This window comes from Deinococcus sp. (assembly GCF_018260405.1).
GTDB lineage: Bacteria > Deinococcota > Deinococci > Deinococcales > Deinococcaceae > Deinococcus.
This window is the reverse complement of the sequence record NZ_JAGLBG010000012.1, coordinates 1-17,594: the sequence shown is the minus strand read 5'-3', so window position 1 is coordinate 17,594 and position 17,594 is coordinate 1. Positions and strand designations below refer to the sequence as shown.

16 protein-coding genes are annotated in these 17,594 nt (G+C 63.0%); 7 read left to right on the top strand and 9 right to left on the bottom strand.

Going from position 1 to position 17,594, the window contains the following annotated elements; genetic code table 11:
* Positions 1-444: 444 nt before the first annotated feature.
* Both rplM and rpsI read left to right on the top strand, forming a co-directional pair.
* Positions 445-870 (top strand): 50S ribosomal protein L13, encoded by a 426-nt coding sequence (rplM, locus tag QZ269_RS03190; protein ID WP_291424240.1) that lies wholly within the window; start codon positions 445-447, stop codon positions 868-870.
* A gap of 2 nt (positions 871-872) precedes the next feature.
* Positions 873-1,274: a 30S ribosomal protein S9 gene (rpsI, locus tag QZ269_RS03185; RefSeq protein WP_291424238.1), complete on the top strand. Its 402-nt coding sequence runs from the start codon at positions 873-875 to the stop codon at positions 1,272-1,274.
* 110 nt (positions 1,275-1,384) lie between these two features.
* Here the strand turns inward: rpsI and QZ269_RS03180 are convergent, their stop codons facing one another.
* The 4 genes from QZ269_RS03180 to QZ269_RS03165 all read right to left on the bottom strand — a co-directional run bounded on the left by QZ269_RS03180 (position 1,385) and on the right by QZ269_RS03165 (position 5,720).
* On the bottom strand, positions 1,385-2,497 hold the full coding sequence (locus tag QZ269_RS03180; protein ID WP_291424236.1) for an FtsW/RodA/SpoVE family cell cycle protein: 1,113 nt from the start codon (positions 2,495-2,497) through the stop codon (positions 1,385-1,387).
* Positions 2,494-3,804: a UDP-N-acetylmuramoyl-L-alanine--D-glutamate ligase gene (murD, locus tag QZ269_RS03175; RefSeq protein ID WP_291424234.1), complete on the bottom strand. Its 1,311-nt coding sequence runs from the start codon at positions 3,802-3,804 to the stop codon at positions 2,494-2,496. The genes QZ269_RS03180 and murD overlap by 4 nt, the downstream gene beginning before the upstream one ends.
* 57 nt (positions 3,805-3,861) lie before the next feature.
* Entirely contained in the window at positions 3,862-4,341 is a 480-nt protein-coding gene (locus QZ269_RS03170) for a hypothetical protein (RefSeq protein ID WP_291424232.1), read from the bottom strand.
* A gap of 395 nt (positions 4,342-4,736) precedes the next feature.
* The gene (locus QZ269_RS03165) at positions 4,737-5,720 is read right to left on the bottom strand and encodes an MBL fold metallo-hydrolase (RefSeq protein ID WP_291424230.1); all 984 of its coding nucleotides are present in this window, start codon (positions 5,718-5,720) and stop codon (positions 4,737-4,739) included.
* A 212-nt stretch (positions 5,721-5,932) separates the two neighbouring features.
* Between QZ269_RS03165 and QZ269_RS03160 the strand changes: the two genes are divergently transcribed.
* Positions 5,933-6,868, top strand: coding sequence for a hypothetical protein (locus tag QZ269_RS03160; RefSeq protein WP_291424228.1), 936 nt, complete (start codon positions 5,933-5,935; stop codon positions 6,866-6,868).
* A gap of 224 nt (positions 6,869-7,092) precedes the next feature.
* Here the strand turns inward: QZ269_RS03160 and trmFO are convergent, their stop codons facing one another.
* Positions 7,093-8,493, bottom strand: a complete 1,401-nt coding sequence (trmFO, locus tag QZ269_RS03155; protein ID WP_291424226.1) for a methylenetetrahydrofolate--tRNA-(uracil(54)-C(5))-methyltransferase (FADH(2)-oxidizing) TrmFO — start codon at positions 8,491-8,493, stop codon at positions 7,093-7,095.
* A 68-nt stretch (positions 8,494-8,561) separates the two neighbouring features.
* On the opposite strand from trmFO, the gene QZ269_RS03150 reads away from it, so the two are divergent.
* A complete protein-coding gene (locus tag QZ269_RS03150) occupies positions 8,562-9,053 on the top strand; it encodes a hypothetical protein (RefSeq protein WP_291424224.1) in 492 nt (163 codons plus the stop codon).
* A gap of 353 nt (positions 9,054-9,406) precedes the next feature.
* Here the strand turns inward: QZ269_RS03150 and QZ269_RS03145 are convergent, their stop codons facing one another.
* The gene (locus QZ269_RS03145; RefSeq protein ID WP_291424222.1) at positions 9,407-9,916 is read right to left on the bottom strand and encodes a PaaI family thioesterase; all 510 of its coding nucleotides are present in this window, start codon (positions 9,914-9,916) and stop codon (positions 9,407-9,409) included.
* A gap of 193 nt (positions 9,917-10,109) precedes the next feature.
* Between QZ269_RS03145 and hemW the strand changes: the two genes are divergently transcribed.
* On the top strand, positions 10,110-11,309 hold the full coding sequence (gene hemW, locus QZ269_RS03140) for a radical SAM family heme chaperone HemW (RefSeq protein ID WP_291424220.1): 1,200 nt from the start codon (positions 10,110-10,112) through the stop codon (positions 11,307-11,309).
* 230 nt (positions 11,310-11,539) lie between these two features.
* Positions 11,540-12,943 carry a dihydrolipoyl dehydrogenase gene (lpdA, locus tag QZ269_RS03135; RefSeq protein ID WP_291424218.1) on the top strand — a complete coding sequence of 468 codons (1,404 nt, stop codon included), beginning with the start codon at positions 11,540-11,542 and terminating at the stop codon, positions 12,941-12,943.
* Between the two features lie 48 nt (positions 12,944-12,991).
* Here the strand turns inward: lpdA and QZ269_RS03130 are convergent, their stop codons facing one another.
* The 3 genes from QZ269_RS03130 to QZ269_RS03120 all read right to left on the bottom strand — a co-directional run bounded on the left by QZ269_RS03130 (position 12,992) and on the right by QZ269_RS03120 (position 14,774).
* Complete coding sequence (locus QZ269_RS03130; protein WP_291424217.1) at positions 12,992-13,555, bottom strand: DUF4126 domain-containing protein; 564 nt, start codon at positions 13,553-13,555, stop codon at positions 12,992-12,994.
* A gap of 92 nt (positions 13,556-13,647) precedes the next feature.
* Positions 13,648-14,352 carry an aminoacyl-tRNA hydrolase gene (pth, locus tag QZ269_RS03125; protein WP_291424215.1) on the bottom strand — a complete coding sequence of 235 codons (705 nt, stop codon included), beginning with the start codon at positions 14,350-14,352 and terminating at the stop codon, positions 13,648-13,650.
* Positions 14,352-14,774, bottom strand: coding sequence for a hypothetical protein (locus QZ269_RS03120; RefSeq protein WP_291424213.1), 423 nt, complete (start codon positions 14,772-14,774; stop codon positions 14,352-14,354). Before QZ269_RS03120 ends, pth begins: the two co-directional genes overlap by 1 nt.
* Positions 14,775-15,179: 405 nt before the next feature.
* Between QZ269_RS03120 and acs the strand changes: the two genes are divergently transcribed.
* Positions 15,180-17,138 (top strand): acetate--CoA ligase, encoded by a 1,959-nt coding sequence (gene acs, locus QZ269_RS03115; RefSeq protein ID WP_291424211.1) that lies wholly within the window; start codon positions 15,180-15,182, stop codon positions 17,136-17,138.
* The last annotated feature ends 456 nt before the right edge of the window (positions 17,139-17,594 follow it).

The window sequence follows — 17,594 nt, the reverse complement described above, 5'->3', positions numbered from 1 at the left end:
CAAAGCGGCACCCAGGATGGGGCCTGACCGCTGTCTTGGTCAAAGCGGCACCCAGAATGGGGCCTGACCGCTCCCGACTGCGGTGGAATGTAGCGCAATCCGTATGATACGGACTCTTAGAGCTGCGCCGCAGACCCGCGAAGCAGCGGAAGCCTGACTGATACAGCTCGCACAGAGGCGGCGTGTGACCAGCATAATAAATGACCAGCACAGTAAAAACGTCCTCCCTAGTCCTCCATCTGGTCTTGGTGGGATACACCCTTTTCTGTTTCTCTGTTGCTGGACTTGCCCTGAACACCCCTGATCCTGTATCCTTGCCTTTAGTGTCTCGCGCTTGGTAGAGCCGAGATGACCGGGTGGCTTTCCCGGGCACGGACGTTTCTTCTCCCCGTCGGAACGGGCCGCTGTCGACCGCCAAATCCCCCCCATTTACGGAGTACTCAGGTGAAGACCTTTATCCCCAAAAACGACGAGCAAAACTGGGTCGTGGTAGACGCTGCGGGCGTGCCACTGGGCCGCCTTGCCACCCTGATCGCCAGCCGCATTCGTGGCAAGCACCGCCCCGACTTTACCCCCAACATCATTCAGGGCGACTTTGTGGTGGTGCTGAATGCCAAAGATGTGGCCCTCACCGGTAACAAGCTGGACGGCAAGGTGTACACCCGCTACAGCGGTTACCAGGGCGGCCTGAAGACGGAAACCGCTCGTGAAGCGCTGGCGAAGCACCCCGAGCGCGTCATTGAGCACGCGGTGTTCGGTATGCTGCCTAAGGGCCGTCAGGGCCGTTCCATGCACCCCCGCCTGAAAGTCTACGCGGGCGAAACCCACCCTCACGCCGCCCAGAAGCCCCAGAAGCTGGAGGTCAAGTAAGCATGACCATTAACCAACCCGAACAGTTCTACGGCACTGGCCGCCGCAAAGCCGCCGTCGCCCGCGTATTCCTGCGCCCTGGCGAAGGCAAGATCATCGTTAACGGCAAAGAGTTCCAGACCTACTTCCGTGGTCTTCTCCGCGCCGTGCACGCCCTCCAGGCGTTCCGTGAAACCGGCACCGCTGGCCGCTATGACGCCGTGATTACCGTTGCCGGTGGCGGCCCCAGTGGTCAGGCCGATGCCATCAAGCTGGGCATCGCCCGCGCCCTGCTGAAGGTCAACCCCGACTTCCGCGCCCAGATGAAGCCCAAGGGTCTGCTGACCCGCGACGCCCGTGAAGTCGAGCGCAAGAAGTACGGCCTCAAGAAGGCCCGCCGCGCTCCTCAGTTCAGCAAGCGCTAACCCCCCGGTCTGTCTTACGGTCCCTGGCCTCTGGCTGGGGGCTTTTTTTGGTCACAAAATACAGACTGCCGATTGAACCTTAAATAACCACATTCAATCGGCAGTCTGTATCAGTCGGCGGGAACGGCGATCAGGTCGGCGTTGGCTCCCTCTTCGGGCAGTTGTTCGCGTACACAACGGATGGCCGAGTGGATAATGCCCAGCGCCACACTCATGGTGAGCATGCTGGAAAAGCCGTAGCTGACCAGCGGAAGCGGCACACCGGTGACGGGTAATTTGCCCGCAGCCACGGCCAGGTTAACCAGGGCCTGCCCCACGATCATGAACATGCAGCCCGTCGCCAGAATGGTCGCGCCGTGCACCTCGGGGGTCATGGGCCGGATACGGGCGGCCAGTTGCGACACCTGTAAACTGGTCGAAACGATCATCCAGTAACTGAACAGCAGCGTAATAACGCCGATAAGCCCCGAGGTAAAGCCCACCGAAGCCACGATCATATCGGTGTGGGCCGCGAAGTATTGCCACCGCAGGCCGTCCGGCCCGTGGCCCCACCAGCCGCCGAAGGTCAGGTCACGGTGGGCCATCCCGATCTGGTCGAGGCCGATGGTGGTAGCGTTGCCCCGGTTCCGGTGCCCGGTCCAGCGCTCGATGATGTAGTTGTGGTGTTCCACGTAGCGGCCCAGCAACGGAATGCCAATCAGCAGTAGCGCCAGCATGAACCCGGCGATGTTGCTGATCCTGACTCCAGCGGCGAACATCAAAATTAGGCCCAGGCCGAAGGTCAGCACGCTGGTGCCGATGTCCGGCTCCCCGATGATCAGCACCGTGGTGATGATAATCATGCCAGTGGCGCTCAGAAGCTTGTTCTGCACGCCGCGCCGCGAGAAAAAAGAGGCGAGTTGCACGATCAGCCCCAGTTTTGCCAGCTCCGAGGGCTGGAACCTGAGGGGGCCGAAAGGTAGCCAGCGGCGGGTGCCGGGGCTTGTTTCGGTGCCGACCCCAATAACGATGACCAGCAGCAGCAGCCCCAGCGTGACCAACCAAAACCACAGGCCCTGTTTCAGAAAGAACCGGGGCACAAACCGCGCCACCACAAACGTGGCTGCGAGGGCGATTAGAGATTTTACGGCGTGGTCGGTAATGAGGTCGGGCCGCGCCGCTGCGACTCCCAGGAGGCCCAGCGTCATCAGCAGCACCTGCGCGATCAGGAGTTGAATACTCATGCGTCGGTCACAGCACTTTTTGCCAGGGCCAGCGCCGCCGCTTTGAAGCTCGCCCCCCGCGCCTTGTAGTCCTTGAAGAGGTCAAAACTGGTGCCGATGGGGGCCAGCAATACCGTACCCTGGCCCGCTGCTCCGCCGAGTGCGGCGTAAGCGGCCTGTACCGCGTTGCTCAGGAGGTCATCGGGGCTGTTACCTCTGACGGTCTGGAAAGGGAGGCCCAGCCCCCGTGCCAGCTTTTCGCCATCTTCCCCGAAGGCGATGACCTGCTCGACGCGGCCCTGCGCGGCCTGAATGAGCGGTTCCAGCTCTGCGCCCTTGTCGCGTCCGCCGACCAGCCAGGCAATCGGCGGCGTGGCCCGTTCCAGGGCGGCCTGCACCGCGATGGTGCGGGTGGCGATACTGTCCTCGATAAAGCGCACCCCGCCAATCTGCGCCACCGTCTCGAAGCGCCCGGCCACCGGCTGAGCCGTTTTGAGGGCGTGGGCCAGCGTTCCGGGTTCTACGCCGCGCCCCAGGTGTTCTAGCAGGGCTTCTGCCGCCAGCAGGGCCGCCGCCGCGTTCGCCGGATGAATGCCGTCTGGTAACTCGGAAACCGCCAGAATCGCCCGGCCATTTTTCAGTGCCAACTGCTCGGGGTCAAAATGACGCACCGTGGCGCGGGTTGCCGTGTTCAGGCCCGCCGGGGCAACCAGTACGTCGCCAGGTTGCTGCCGCGCCGTAATATTGAGCTTGGCCGCGTGGTAGGCCTCGACGCTGCCGTGGCGGTCCACGTGATCCACGCCCAGATTGGTGATGACGGCCACGGGCAGACGCAGCCCTGGCACGCGCTCCAGCTGAAAGCTCGACAGTTCGACCACGGCGACCTCGGCGCGGTCGACCACGTCCAGCAGTGGGGGGTCGATGTTGCCGCCTTCCAGCGCCCGCAGCCCGCATTCGCGCAGCAGGTGGGCGATCAGAACAGTGGTGCCGCCCTTGCCCGCCGTGCCGGTAATCCCTACCATCGGTAGTGCGGGGCGCGAGCGGGCTGCTAGCACGACTTCACCAATAATTTCCGCCCCCTTCGCCTGTAATTTTAGCAGGTCGGGATGGTCGATCGGCACGCCGGGCGCGGCTACTACTACCTTGTAAACCCCGTCCGGCTGGCCCGCCGTAAAGCCCAGTTCGGTCATCAGCTGCCGGTCTTCGGGCGCAGGCCCGGCGTCTACCCATTCGGCCCGTACCCCTTCCTGTGCCAGAAACCGCGCCGCCCCGCGCCCACTCCGCCCCAGTCCGTAAATCAGTACCGACTGTCCACTCAATACGCTCACGCTCCCAACATTAGCGAAAACAAAATGAGGCGGGCGCGAATGGGTGCGGGGCGGGTGTCAGGCGCTGATGCCCGTGGGGCCGTGCAGCGTGCGCTCAACAGTTTCGGTTACCTCAGTCTCGAAGCGGCGCAGGTGCTCACGCAGGCGCTCCAGCTCGGCTTTTTCAAGGTTCTGTAGCCACAGCACACTACGGCCCAGCACGGCGAACATCAGCGGGGCATCGGGGTCGAGGTCGTCCTCATCGGGTTCGCTGGATTCGGGGTCGACCGGGTCGAGGTTCAGCGAGCCGTAGTCCAGCCCCTGATTCATCAGGTTCATGCCCATCAGGATGTCGGGCAGACTGTCTTCCTCGACGTACAGTTCCAGATCGAGGTGCAGCCGCACGATTACGCCGCCCTGCGGATCGGCTTCGGCAAACAGCGCCACGCGGGACTCGCCGTTTTGCACCAGAGCGCCGTCATCGACCGCCTCGACGGTCATGCCACTTTGTTGCAAAGACGCCATGATGCGCTGCAAATCCGTCCGGTTCACCGTCATGCGGCGCAGTATAAAGCGTGCGTGCGCCCAGATTGAGAGCTGATCTTGAGCCGCAGCGAAGAGACGAGTCGCCTCGGCCTAGCTTGGCCCGTCCACGAAAAGGCAACGAGGACTGTTGTGCCTAGAGGCGCAGCCATAACGTCCTCAGCGGAGGGTCGGCTGCCTTGTTTTCCTTCTCCCCGTTTTCCTTCTCCCCTACGCGCGGACTGAATCTGATTCTTCTAGAGCATTTTGCAAAAAGACGGTGCTTTTTTGACCATCTTTTTGCCGAGTGGAACGAGTAAAAAAGAAAGAGCAGGCCAGAGAATGAAGGGGGCGGCGATGTTGTTCCGACGTGCCCGTCATTCGGAGAACGGCTCTAGGTTCAATCGGCAGTCGCTACAGGTAGCTCCCGGTTACGCGTGATAGGTCCAGGCCCCACGCTCCTCGTTCCACGTGCGGTACAGCTGCCCCAGCAGCCGCAGATGCTCCAGGTGCGCCAGCGTTTCGGCCAGGGCAAACCGCCGCCCGCTCACATCCAGCTCGCGGCTGAACATAGCCAGCGAGAGTGCGTAAGCGTCGCGGGGGGCTTTGGCCGCCTCTGCCTTTATAAAATCCAGCCGCTCGTGATGGTGTGCGCGGAGTTCGCGGGCACGCGCCTGCACGCCTTGCATGACCGGCCCGTGGTGCCCGACGACGGCACGCGCCGGGTTCAGGGCTTCGAGTTTGCCCAGTGTTTGCAAGTAGTCGCCCAGCGGGTCGGGGCGAGTGTAGGCGTATAGGCCGATATTGGGGCTGATGCGCGGCAAAATAGCGTCTCCGGCGATCAGCACGCTGTCTGAGGCGTTCCAGAGGCCCAGATGGCCGTCGGCGTGGCCTGGCAGCCACAGCACTTCCCAGTCCTGGCCCGAAAGCCGCACCAGTTCGCCCTCGCGCAGCGGCGTCACGCGGCTGGCCGGGTGGACATGCGGGTTTTCCACGCGCATGCCCTCCAGGATCTGAGGCGGCATTCCGTGGTCGCGCATGTGTTTGACATGACCGGGAAACCATTCGCGCAGCATGTGCCAGTAGCGTTCGCCGCGCCCGATTTCTACATCCAGCATCTGTACCTGTGCGCCGCTGCGTTCCTCGACAATGCCCGCCAGCCCGTAATGGTCGGGGTGGTGGTGCGTGATGACCAAGCGGTCGATGTCGGGCCAGTGCAGCCCCAGTTCAGCCAGACCTGCCTCGATACTCGCCTGCGCTTCGGGGGTATCCAGGGCGCAGTCGATCATGGTCACGGGGCCGCCAGCGGGGGCGTCGATCATGACCGTAACGGTTTTCATAGGGTACGGAATGGGCACCTGGAGCGCGTAGAGGCTGCCCAGCACAGGAGTCAGGACGGAATCGGGAGCGGTCATGGCCTCAGCTTAGCGCCGGGAAGCAGGTGAATTTAGATTCATACCGCCAGCTAAACAGCTTGCAGTGACCAGAAGGTTCAAGCTGACCAGGCCATCTCCACAAAAATGTTAAATACTTTACATATTTTATGAGACTGGTTAGAGTGCGGGTGCTTCGAAGCGTGCCTGGGGTCCGGGTAGTGGGGAAGAGGTTAAGTCACCGGTTCTTCGGCATGATCCGTCTAACCAGACAGGTTTCGCTCTCATCACCGCTCGGCGGTCTGGAGTTTTCTATGCGTAAGGTCATTTTACCGTCTCTTCTTCTGGGTCTTTTCCTGAGTGCCTGTCAGTCGAATGCTCCTTGGCCTGTGGCACAAAAGCAGGCTGTAATGAAAGCCCAGGACGTTAGCCACGCGGTCGTAACGGGGTCAAAGAGTGTCGGAGTCACCTACACCGATGCCAGTGGCCGTGACCGCGGAGTGATCACGGTGACTAGTCAGATCAGGCGTGAGGCGGACACAGCCTACGCTGTCCTGACCTATAGCGACACGACCGATATCGGTGGCTTCGGCCCTTTCCAGACTGGCACAGTAGAATTGCGGAACCTGTCCGGTCAGAAGCTGGAGTCTTCTTTCCGCTATGGGCTGAACGGCCCCACCCGCGTCTATAGCCTCATAACGACTTATGCCTACACGGAAGCCGAGCTGAGTGGTCCACTCTGCGCGGCAGTCAGGACCGAACTTTATGACGCCACCGATTCGACTGCCCCGCGTGTGCCGCTCTCTTTCACGGTCTGCGAGACGGAGCCCCTTCCTCCGCTACCCCCGGTCGATCCCTATGCCGATGCCCGACTGACCGCCACACTCACGAAAAACAAGGAACAGTCCCGTGTGCAGATCAACCTGGCGGACGTCCCTGCCGGAACGACGATGGACGGTGTGTATACCCTGAGTCTTGATCCTGCTTGCGATGTGACCGGCCAGCGCACCAAGGACAAAGTGCTGTTTCAGGGTGACTTCTGGACGGAAAAGACGACTGGCGCGACCGAGTTTACTGACAAACTGCGTCACTTCGTGAACCCGGCCACATCACTTCTGGTGAGTGCGCGGGTCATTGACCCTGATGGCACCGTTATCAAGGAACTCGAAACGTCTACCTGTCTCCGGTAAGTAGAGCATCTGGCAAGAAGTGGCTCTTGATGACGCGGTAATTTCGTATCCGGCTGCTGGTGTTACCCGGCCAGGCTATCAGTGTTGAACCATGAGGATTTTTCTCGGTGCTCATGGCCCAGCGCCCATAGCCGAAACAGCGCTAGAGCTGATGGACAGGCGTCATCAAAATAAATGGCGGCTCTGCCATGACTGGTGTAAGCCTTGCACTGAGATTTTTGCCGTTATTCGCTTGCGACAGCTTCAGGCACAGGCGGCACCGTCACCGCCAGCCCCGCCTCGTCCCGCGCCCAGGCCATAAACGCTTCCAGGCCGCGCCGAAACATCACGGGGCGCTTCTCGCGCTTGCCCAGTTTCTTTGGTTTGCCCGTCTTTTCGTTGATCTCGGTAGGCAGCTCGGGTACCAGCGCCCAGTTGACGTTCATGGGCTGAAAGCCCTTGGGGTTGGCACTGGCGAGGTAGCGCGTGAGGCCGCCGAGCATGGATTCGGTGGGCGGGGTCAGTGGCGTAAGTCCCAGCGCCAGCCGCGCCGCGTTGGTGCCTGCCAGCCAGCCCGTCGCGCTCGATTCGAGGTAGCCCTCGGTACCCGCCAGCACGCCCGCTACCAGCTTGTGTGGGTCGGCGCGGAGCTGCAAGGTAGAGTCCAGCACTTCCGGCGCGTTCAGGTACGTGTTGCGGTGCATGACCCCGTAGCGCACAATATCGGCGTTTTGCAGCCCCGGAATAAGCTGCACCACTGTCTTCTGATCGCCCCACTTCAGACCCGTCTGAAAGCCCACCAGCGACCACAGGCGACCTTCGCGGTCCTCCTGGCGCAACTGGGCGACAGCGTAAGGCCAGCGCCCGGTTTTGGGGTCGTCCAGCCCTTTGGGAGACATCGGGCCAAAGCGCGGGGTGTCCACGCCACGTCGGGCGATTTCCTCAATGGGCATACAGCCCTCGAAGAATTCCAGCTTTTCCCAGTCGTGCGGCGTGTGACTGCGGGCCGTTTCAAGTGCCCCGAAAAAGGTCAGGTATTCTTCCCTGGTAAAGGGGCAGTTGATGTAATCGGCGCTCTGGTCGTAGCGCCCGGCCCGCCAGGCGGTGTCCAGGTCAATGCTGCCAATGTCGATCACGGGCGCGGCAGCGTCGTAAAAGCTTAGGCGTTCGCTGCCGGTCAGGCGCATCAGGTCGCTCGCCAGCGCGTCGGAGGTCAGCGGGCCGGTGGCGATCACGCAGATGCCGTCCGGGATGGCCTCTACCTCTCCCGGCACGACTTCGATTAGCGGGTGGCTCCGAACCAGCGCCGTCACGCGGGCACTAAACTCGTCGCGGTCTACCGCCAGTGCGTTTCCGGCGGGCACGCGGGCGGCGTCGGCTGACCCCACGATGGCCGCGCCCACCGAGCGCATCTCGGCCTGTAGCAGCCCCTTGCTCTGCTGGATGCCCTCGCCGCCCAGCGAAGTCGAGCAGACCAGTTCGGCAAAGTCGGCGGTGCGGTGCGCGGGGGTCATCTTGACGGGGCGCATCTCGTGCAGGCGCACGCGCACGCCCGCTCGGGCGGCGGCCAGGGCCGCTTCCGTCCCTGCGAGGCCCGCGCCGATAACGGTCATGGTGGGGATGGTGTGGGTCGGGTCGCTACTCATCGCAGGCCAGTGTACGGGCTACTGGGTTCAGGCTTTGTGTCTGCGTTCTTTTGTTAGATGATAAGGCCATGAAACATACTCAGACCTGGACGGATGTATATGGCAGTGCCTGCGCCAGCTTCGAAGGCCGCGCTGGGGGACACCGCTGGCTGGTGGCGGCTCCGCCCGAACTGGCCGCGAATGTGCCCGCCGCCTTGGAAGCGGTCGATGGCAAGGGCAGCGTGCAGCTGCTGGTACACGAGGGCCTGACCCCACTCCTGAGCGCGGTGCGCAGCAACGACCCACGCGGCGTGCTAGTTGTCGCCGCGCAGGCGTTGGCGTCCGGCCCCGCAGTTAGGCTAGAAGCCCAGACGGTAGAAGCCACCGGGGACGGCACGGATTACCACGAAGGCGGAGAATTTCCGGCGTGGCAGGGCGCGGTTCCCTGGAACGGCCCGTCGGGTGAGAACGCGGCGGCCAGCGCAGTGGCCCAGGCCGGGTTTCCGGTGGTCGTAACCGACGCAGCGAACGTGCAGGCGGCGCTGGAAGGCTGGATGAGCGTGACCCCGCACGGACGTTAAATGAAACGTGGCGGCTGTATTCAGCTGTAGTCAGGCTTCAGGTGTATTCAGGATTCAGGTGAAGTCAGGCCGTCGGAGCCGGGGCTGGCGCGTAGCTTGTCAGAAGTTCAGTGCCCTCTTTGAGGAACTGCGCCACGGCCCCGAATGGCGGACGGTGAACATGGATAGTTCTCCCCTGCTGCTCATGGACGGCCACCGCGTAGATTCCCTGCTCTGGCCTTCGCGCCGTTGCTGGTCTCAGTGGTTATCCCCGCTGCGGCCTGCAATAGACAGCGCGACCCGCCCCGTGCTCTTCATGCGGGCTAACTCAGCGCCCCAACAAGCCTTTGAGGTTGTTCCGCATTTGCCCCGGCTCACTTTTCGCGGCTGGGCCGCATGATTAGGCAGGTGGTGGTGGCGTGGGCGTAGAGTTTACCTTCCGAGTCTACCAACCGTCCCTCGGCCACCCCGGTCTGGCGCGTGATACTGATGACCTCGCCAATCGCCTGCACTTCCGGCCCCCCGGCGAGCAGCGGGCGAATGTAATTCACCTTCAGCTCTAGCGTGGTGTACGCGACCCCGGCGGGCAGCATGGTATGGATAGCGCACCCCACCGCCGAGTCCAAAATGGTGGCATAGACGCCGCCGTGAACACTGCCAATCGGGTTGTAATGGAACTCCTGGGGCCTGAGCCGAAAGACCACTCGGCCCTCGGTAACTTCTTCCAGGCGGGGCATTTCCATGCCTAGGGTAGCCCCGATGGGTGCGGAGGGTAACTCGCCACGGGCGATGGCCTGAAGGTATTCCAGTCCAGTCAGGTGCCCAATCCTTTCGGGGTCGAAGGCGGGGTCGGGCCAGGTGTAGGTGCGGGTGCGTTCGCTCATGCCGGAATTATGCCTGCAAGTTGCGTTGTGGCGGGGGCGGGCTGTTGGGTCGCTGCCCGGACTGGGCTTTAGCGCTGGTCAGGCCGGTTAGGTCGCCAGCGCTCGGGCCAGGGGGTTCGGCACTGACTGGCTGGCCTATAGAAATCCGCTCGCGGAGGGATTTGAGAGGGTGTTCAGCGCGTAAACTTCTGCGATGGAGTTTTTCCGGCCCGCTGCTTCCCAACTTGACCCGGTCGTGCGCCACCTGTACGTTCACGTTCCCTTTTGCCCCAGTATCTGCCCCTACTGCGACTTTCATGTGCTGACCCGCCGCGCCGGACTGGTCGAACAGTACCTGCATAAGCTGGAACAGGCGGCGGCGCAGCTGGCCCGCAATTACAGCGTTGACCTGGACACGGTGTACATTGGCGGCGGCACCCCCAGTTTTTTGCGAGACGGCGAGATAAGGCAGCTGGCCGAAACAGTGGGGCGGCACCTGGGCTGGGGCAGGCTGGAAAATACGCTGGAAATCAATCCGGGAACGGTCAGCGCGGGCCGGGCAGTGCTGTGGCGGCAACTGGGTTTTGACCGCGCCAGCGTGGGCGTGCAGAGTCTGGACGACGCCACCCTGAAGTTCCTGGGCCGCACCCATGATGCACAACAGGCCCGGCAGGCGATTGGCACGCTACTGGCGCAGGATTTCCGGGTCAGCGGCGACCTGATGACCGCCGTGCCAGGGCAGCCGCTGGCCAGTGACGTTGAGAGTTTAGTCGGTCTGGGCGTGGGTCATGTCAGCGCCTACACCCTGACCATTGAACCCGGTACCGAGTTCGCCCGGCGCGGCGTGAACGTGGACGAGGACGCCGAACGCGAGGGCTTTGAACGCACCGAGCAGTTGCTCGCCGCCCACGGTTTCACCCGCTACGAGGTCAGCAATTACGCGCTGCCAGGCCAGGAATCGCGGCATAATCTGGCGTACTGGAACAACCGCACCTACCTGGGGCTGGGGCCGGGGGCGGCGGGGCATTACCCGGCGGGTCTGGCTAGGCCGGAGCCGAAGGGTCTAAGGCCCGAAGAGTCTGAGGAAAGTCCAGCCCATGTACCCCTGACCCTGCGCCGCACCAACCCCCACCTCCACGACTGGCTGGTGGGCGAAACAGGTGAAACGCTGCCGATAGACGCCACTGAATACGTCACCGACGCCCTGTTTATGGGCCTGCGCTTACGCCAGGGCATTGATCTTGCTGACCTGTCACGGCGCAGCGGGGTTAACGTGGCCGGGCACTATGCCAACGTGATTCGGCGCAATGTGGAACGCGGGCTGCTGGTGCTTGAAGCCGACCACCTGAGGGCCACGCCTGCCGGATGGTGGGTGCTCAACCGTGTGGTCACGGAATTTCTGGAACAGGCTTAGAGCCGTTTTCCGAATGATGGGCACGTCGGAACAACACCGCCGCCCCCTTCATTCTCCGTCCCGCTCTTTTTTTTCACTCGTTCCACTCGGCAAAAAGATGGTCAAAAGAGCACTATCTTTTTGCAAAATGCTCTAAGCGGTCTATTCAGGCATTTCAGTGCTTGCTGCCAAGCGCCCGACTATGGCGGCAGGTGAATGCAGCCGGGGCACGCAGCCGCTAAACTGCCCCCATGACTAAATCTTATGACTTCGACGTGCTGGTCATCGGCGCTGGCCCCGGCGGCTACCACGCCGCCATTCGGGCCGCGCAACTGGGCCTGAAAGTCGCCTGTGCCGAACGCGAAAACGTGGGTGGCGTGTGCCTGAACGTCGGCTGTATTCCCACCAAGGCGCTGCTGCACGCGGGCGAAACGGTGGCCGACGCCAGGCACGCCGCCGAATTTGGCCTGACCTTTAGCGGGCAAGCACTCGACATCGCCAAGCTCAACGGCTGGAAAGAAGGCATCGTCAAGAAACTGACCAGCGGCGTCTCCAGCCTGTTTAAGGCCAACAAGGTCACCCATCTGGTCGGGCAGGCCAGCTTCGTGGATGACCACACGGTGCAGGTCGGCGACAAGAGTTACGCGGCAGGCAGCATCATCATTGCGACCGGCAGCGAACCTGCCAAACTGCCCGGCCTGGACGTGGATCAGGTGCAGATTGTGGACAGCACCGGCGCCCTGGTTATGCCCGACCCCGTGCCCGCCCGGATGCTGTGCGTGGGCGGCGGCGTGATCGGCTTCGAGTTCGCGCATGTGTACAACAACATGGGCAGCAAGGTGAAAGTCATCGAGTTTGCGCCGACTATTATTCCGGGGGCCGACGCCGACGCTGTGAAAGCCTTCCAGAAGGCGATGGAAAAGCAGGGCATAGAAGTGGCTGTGCAGCACAAGGCCAACCGCGCCGAGAAGAAGGCCGACGGCGTGCATGTGGAAATCGAGAACGTAAAAACGGGTGAAAAGAAGACTGAAGTCTTTGACCGCGTGCTGGTTGCCGTGGGCCGCCGCCCGCGTACCGACGGCCTGAACGCCGACAAGGCGGGCGTGACCGTCAGCGAGCGCGGGTTTATCCAGGCCGACAAGCAGCAGCGCACCGATGTGCCGCACATCTACGCCATCGGTGATGTGGCTGGCAACCCCATGCTGGCGCACAAGGCCATGAAAGAGGGTCTGGTCGCCGCCGAGGTCATCGCCGGAAAACCCGCCGAGCAGGACGCCGTCGCCATTCCTGGGGTGGTCTACACCAGCCCCGAACTGGCCTGGGTGGGCCTGACCGAAGCCGAGGCCAAAGATAAGGGCTACGAGGTCAAGACTGGCAACTTCCCGTTCAGTGCCAGTGGCCGCGCCATGACGCTGCAACAGACCGACGGCTTTGTGAAGATGGTCGTGGAGAAAGACACCGACTTGCTGCTGGGCGTACACATTGTGGGGCCGCACGCCTCTGACATGCTGGGCGAGGCCGGGCTAGCGCTGGAAATGGCCGCCACCGCCACCGACATTGCCCTGACCATTCACGCGCATCCCACGCTGGGCGAAGCCGTGCTGGAAGCGGCGGAAGCGGTGCATAAGCAGGCCATTCACATCATGAACCGGTGAGTGATTATACAGGTTCCGGATTGCCAGCGAAACACACAGCCGTTCGTATTACAGTGCTCGCCGCCTGCCGCCGCCAAAGCGGGCATACATCCGGTAGGCCACCATACCAAACCCGGCTAGGCCCAGCACGGCCAGAATGGGCGCAAATACGGCCAGCACGCTGAGAGTCAGGCTGCTGGCGTCCTCGGCGGCGCTGACCACCGGGTTGCCCAGGCCCGCCGTGGTCATTGTGGCCACCGGGCGAATGGCGGTGCGGGTCGCGTGGATGCCGCCCGCTACAACCAGTCCCAGCGCCAGCTTGAGGGGAGCAGGAATATCGGCGATGCCGCTTTGCGAGGCGAACAGCACCGCGCCCGCCGCCGTGTTCAGCACGCCGCCCAGCAGGTGAATGGTGTGGTCAAGGCCCGGAATCTTGTCGCCCACAAAATCCAGGGCGGCAAAAATACCCACCACCAGCATAAAATACGGGTTGGCGATCACGTCATACGAGTGCGCCAGGTGCATCACGCCGAGGTGCGAGAGAGCGCCGACCACCAGCAGCGGAATATAGGCGTTCAGCCCCGCCGCGCCCGAGAGGCCGAGGGCTGAAAACAGTCCCGAGAAGAGTTCCATACAGACATAGATACGCGCTTTGCAAAGGGAAGTTGCGTTACGTTCCTAGAGCCAACCTTTAACGTGGCCTGGGTTACCATCAGAAATCGGCTCTACGAAGAGGTCTGTGCGGTTGCTCTACCGCCTGGCAAAGCGTTTTCGGCCACGCGGCTGTCTGTGGCGACGCTGGCCGCCTCCATCTGGGCCGGTTGCGCTGGCTGCTCAGGTTGCAGGGGCTTCGGACGCAGGTCGGTGCCGTTGAACTGCTGCTGCGCCTCGGCCAGTCCCTGCGTGGCCCATACCTGGGCGGCATCTGCGCTCAAGCGAATCAGTTCTTCCAGCGCGGGTTTTTCGTCGGGCGCCCACTTGCTGAGCACCCAGTCGGCGGGGTCGCGGCCAGGCGGGGGGCGCGAAATGCCGATTTTCAGGCGCGGAAACTGCTCGTGGCCCAGTAGCCGGATGATGTCCCGCACCCCATTCTGCCCGCCGTGCCGCCCGCCGGGGCGTAGCCGCAATAGCCCAAACGGACTGTCGAGGTCGTCTTGCACGATCAGCATCTGCACCGGCTCCAGTTTGTAGAACCCGAGCAGCGGCACTACGGCTTTGCCCGAGGCGTTCATGAACGTCTGGGGTTTGACCAGCAGCACCTTCTCGCCGGGGAGCGGGCCGAGCCGGAGTTCGGCTACCTCGGCCTGCCCGTCCCTACGCCAGCTTTCTCCGGCGCGGCGGGCCAGTTCGTCCAGCACCAGCCAGCCAATGTTATGCCGGGTCTGGGCGTATTGCAGGCCGGGATTGCCCAGGCCGACCACCAGCCGCATCAGGCTTCCAGACTGGAAAGCACCGAGCGCCAGCTTTCCTCGGTTTCACGCACTTTGGGGTTGCTCCTGGCGCGGGTGTACCCAGCGCGGAAGTCGGCAAACTGGGTCTCTGTGGCGGCGAACAGGCTGCCCAGGGCGTGCTGCACGTCGGTCAGGTTCTGGCGAGTCAGGGTGGTGTTCTTGGCGTCTAGCACCTCGTCCAGCGTCGCCATCAGGCCCGAGAGGGGCCGCAGCCACTGGAACGACTCGTTGGTCGTGACCAGCGAAAACAGTTCGTAGGGACTTTTGACCGGGCCGTGCAGAAACTGGTATTCCTCTTTGGCTACGTCCAGCAGGGCCGAGTGGAAGTGACGCAGGCGCAGGGCCAGTTCGTCCAGCCTGGTGCGGATGGCGGCGTCGGCAGGGGCTTCAGGAGTCGTCATGCGAACTAGGGTAGCAAGTGGGCGGCGCTCAGGCCCCATCCTAGGTGCCGTTTTGCCCAAGAGAGTGAAGCGGATTCGGGCGCTTTTTCCCGATACGCACAACTGTCACCGGGAGCGCCTTACTGCGAAACCCGTATTTTGCTTGCCTCCGCTCGGCTGGAATCCAACACGGCCCGGTTTAGAGCGGTTCTCCGAATGATGGGCACGTCGGAAAAACACTGCCCCCTTTTCCCTGGTTCTGTACCACATAGCCCTCGCCCGGTTCACGTTGTACCGGGTGCAGCACCTGTCTGGTAACGCCTGCGCCGCGTTCTGCGGGTTGCGCTACAGTAGGGCACATCTAAAACGGATCGGTCAGTCTGCTGTCCCCCCCCTCTTTCCTGCCTATTTCCGGAGGTTGCCGCCATGCCGCATGACCAGTTTCAAGCCAATACGCATATCGACGCCATGCTGCACGAAATCCGCGTCATCGAACCCAGCGACGCATTCAGGGCTAAAGCCCGGATCAGCCGCGCCGACTATGAGCGGATGTACCGCCAGAGCCTCGACCAACCCGACGAATTCTGGGGCAGCGTGGCGGGCGAACTCCACTGGAACAAAAAATGGAACCGCGTGCTTGACTGGCAAGAACCGCACGCCCAGTGGTTTGTCGGCGGCCAGACCAACGTGGCCTATAACGCGCTGGACCGCAACGTCGAGCGCGGACTGGGCGACAAGCGGGCGTTCATCTGGGAAGGTGAGGACGGCGAGATTCGCAGCTACACCTACTCGGAACTGCTGCGGGAGGTGTGCAAGGCCGCCAACGCCCTGACCGCGCTGGGCGTGCAACAGGGCGACCGCGTGACCCTGTATATGCCGCTGATTCCGGAAGCCGCCATTTCTATGCTGGCCTGCGCCCGCATCGGCGCGGTACACAGCGTGATCTTCGGGGGCTTCAGCGTTTCGGCGCTGGCCGACCGTATTGCGAACGCGCAGAGCCGGGTCGTAATCACCGCCGACGCGGGCTACCGCCGGGGCAAGCCCGTGGACCTGAAAGCCAACGTGGATCAGGCGGCCAAAGCCGTCTCCTGCCTCGAAAAAGTGGTGGTGGTCAGGCGGGCCGCAACCGAGGTGGCCTGGGACGAGGGCCGCGACGTGTGGTGGCACGACCTCGTAGACGGGGCCAGCGACCAGCACGAGGCACCAGCGCTTGACAGTGAGCACCCCCTGTTCGTGCTGTACACCAGCGGCAGCACTGGCAAGCCCAAAGGCGTGCTGCACACCACTGGCGGCTACATGGTCGCTACCTACCTGACCACGCAGACGGTGTTCGACCTGCGGGACGACGACATCTACTGGTGCACCGCCGACGTGGGCTGGATTACTGGGCACAGCTACAGCGTGTATGGGCCGCTGCTCAACGGCGCGGCGGTCATGCTGTACGAGGGCGCCCCCAACCAGCCCGATTGGGGCCGCTTCTGGGACATCATCCAGAAGCACCGGGTCACGGTTTTGTACACTGCGCCCACGGCCATTCGCAGTTTCATGCAGCACGGCGACGAGATTCCGGGCCGCTACGACCTGAGCAGTCTGCGGCTGCTGGGCAGCGTGGGCGAGCCGATCAACCCTGAAGCGTGGATGTGGTACTACCGCGTCATTGGCGGCGAGCGCTGCCCCGTGGTAGATACCTGGTGGCAGACCGAAACCGGCTCGATCATGCTGACCACCCTGCCGGGGGCCTTTCCCAGCAAACCGGGCAGCGCGGGCCTGCCGATGTTTGGCGTGGAACCGGCCCTGATGACCCGTGAAGGTGAGGAACTTGGCGCGGATGACGGCGGCCTGCTGGTCATCAAGCGGCCCTGGCCCTCGATGCTCCGCACGGTCTATGGCGACGACGAACGCTACCGCAAAACGTACTGGGGCGAGATTCCGCACGTCTACTTTGCGGGCGACGGCGCACGCCGCGACGCCGACGGGTATTACACCATCGTGGGCCGCGTAGACGACGTGCTGAACGTCTCTGGGCACCGCCTGGGCACCATGGAGATCGAATCGGCGCTGGTGTCTCATCCCAGTGTCTCAGAAGCCGCTGTGGTGGGCCGCCCGGACGCCGTCAAGGGGGAGAGCGTGGTGGCGTTCATCCTGCTTCAGGACGGCTACAGCGCCGACGCACAGGCGCTGCGGGCCCACGTGACCCGCGAAATCGGCGCTCTGGCCCGCCCGGACGCCATTTATGTGGCCGAGGCGCTGCCCAAGACCCGCAGCGGCAAGATCATGCGGCGGTTCCTGCGCCAGATTGCGGCGGGCCAGGCCATCGAGGGCGACACCAGCACCCTGGAAGACCCTAGCGTGCTGACCAGAATCGCCGCGACGCAGGCCCTGTGACCGTCGGTAATCATCTCCAAGCGGCTGGGCCACGCCAAGATCAGCACGACGATCACCTGCACGAGGACAGGTGGCAGAGCGGCGCGGTTGACCTGCTGGAACTGACCGCCTAGCACAAGCACAACGACAACGTGACACCCACCCGGCGAGAGCTTGGTGGGTGTTTCGATTTATGGCTGAGTTGTGGTTGTGACCGCTGTATTGGGTGCTGGCATGGCTCAACCACGAGTGGCGGCAGTTGTAAAGCCTATGTCCGAGCTAGGGCAACGTGCCGGAGGTGGCTCCTTGTGGCAGCGGTGAGGCCGTCATCATGTCTTGGCGAGGCGAGAGCAGTTGTAGGCACTTATGCGGATGTGTAAGGAGAGAATAGCTGTTAGGCTTTAGAGGCTGTCTGAGGCCCATATCGTCGGAGTATCCATGCTGCCCTCTTCATCAGGCGCACAATCGCTGGAGCAG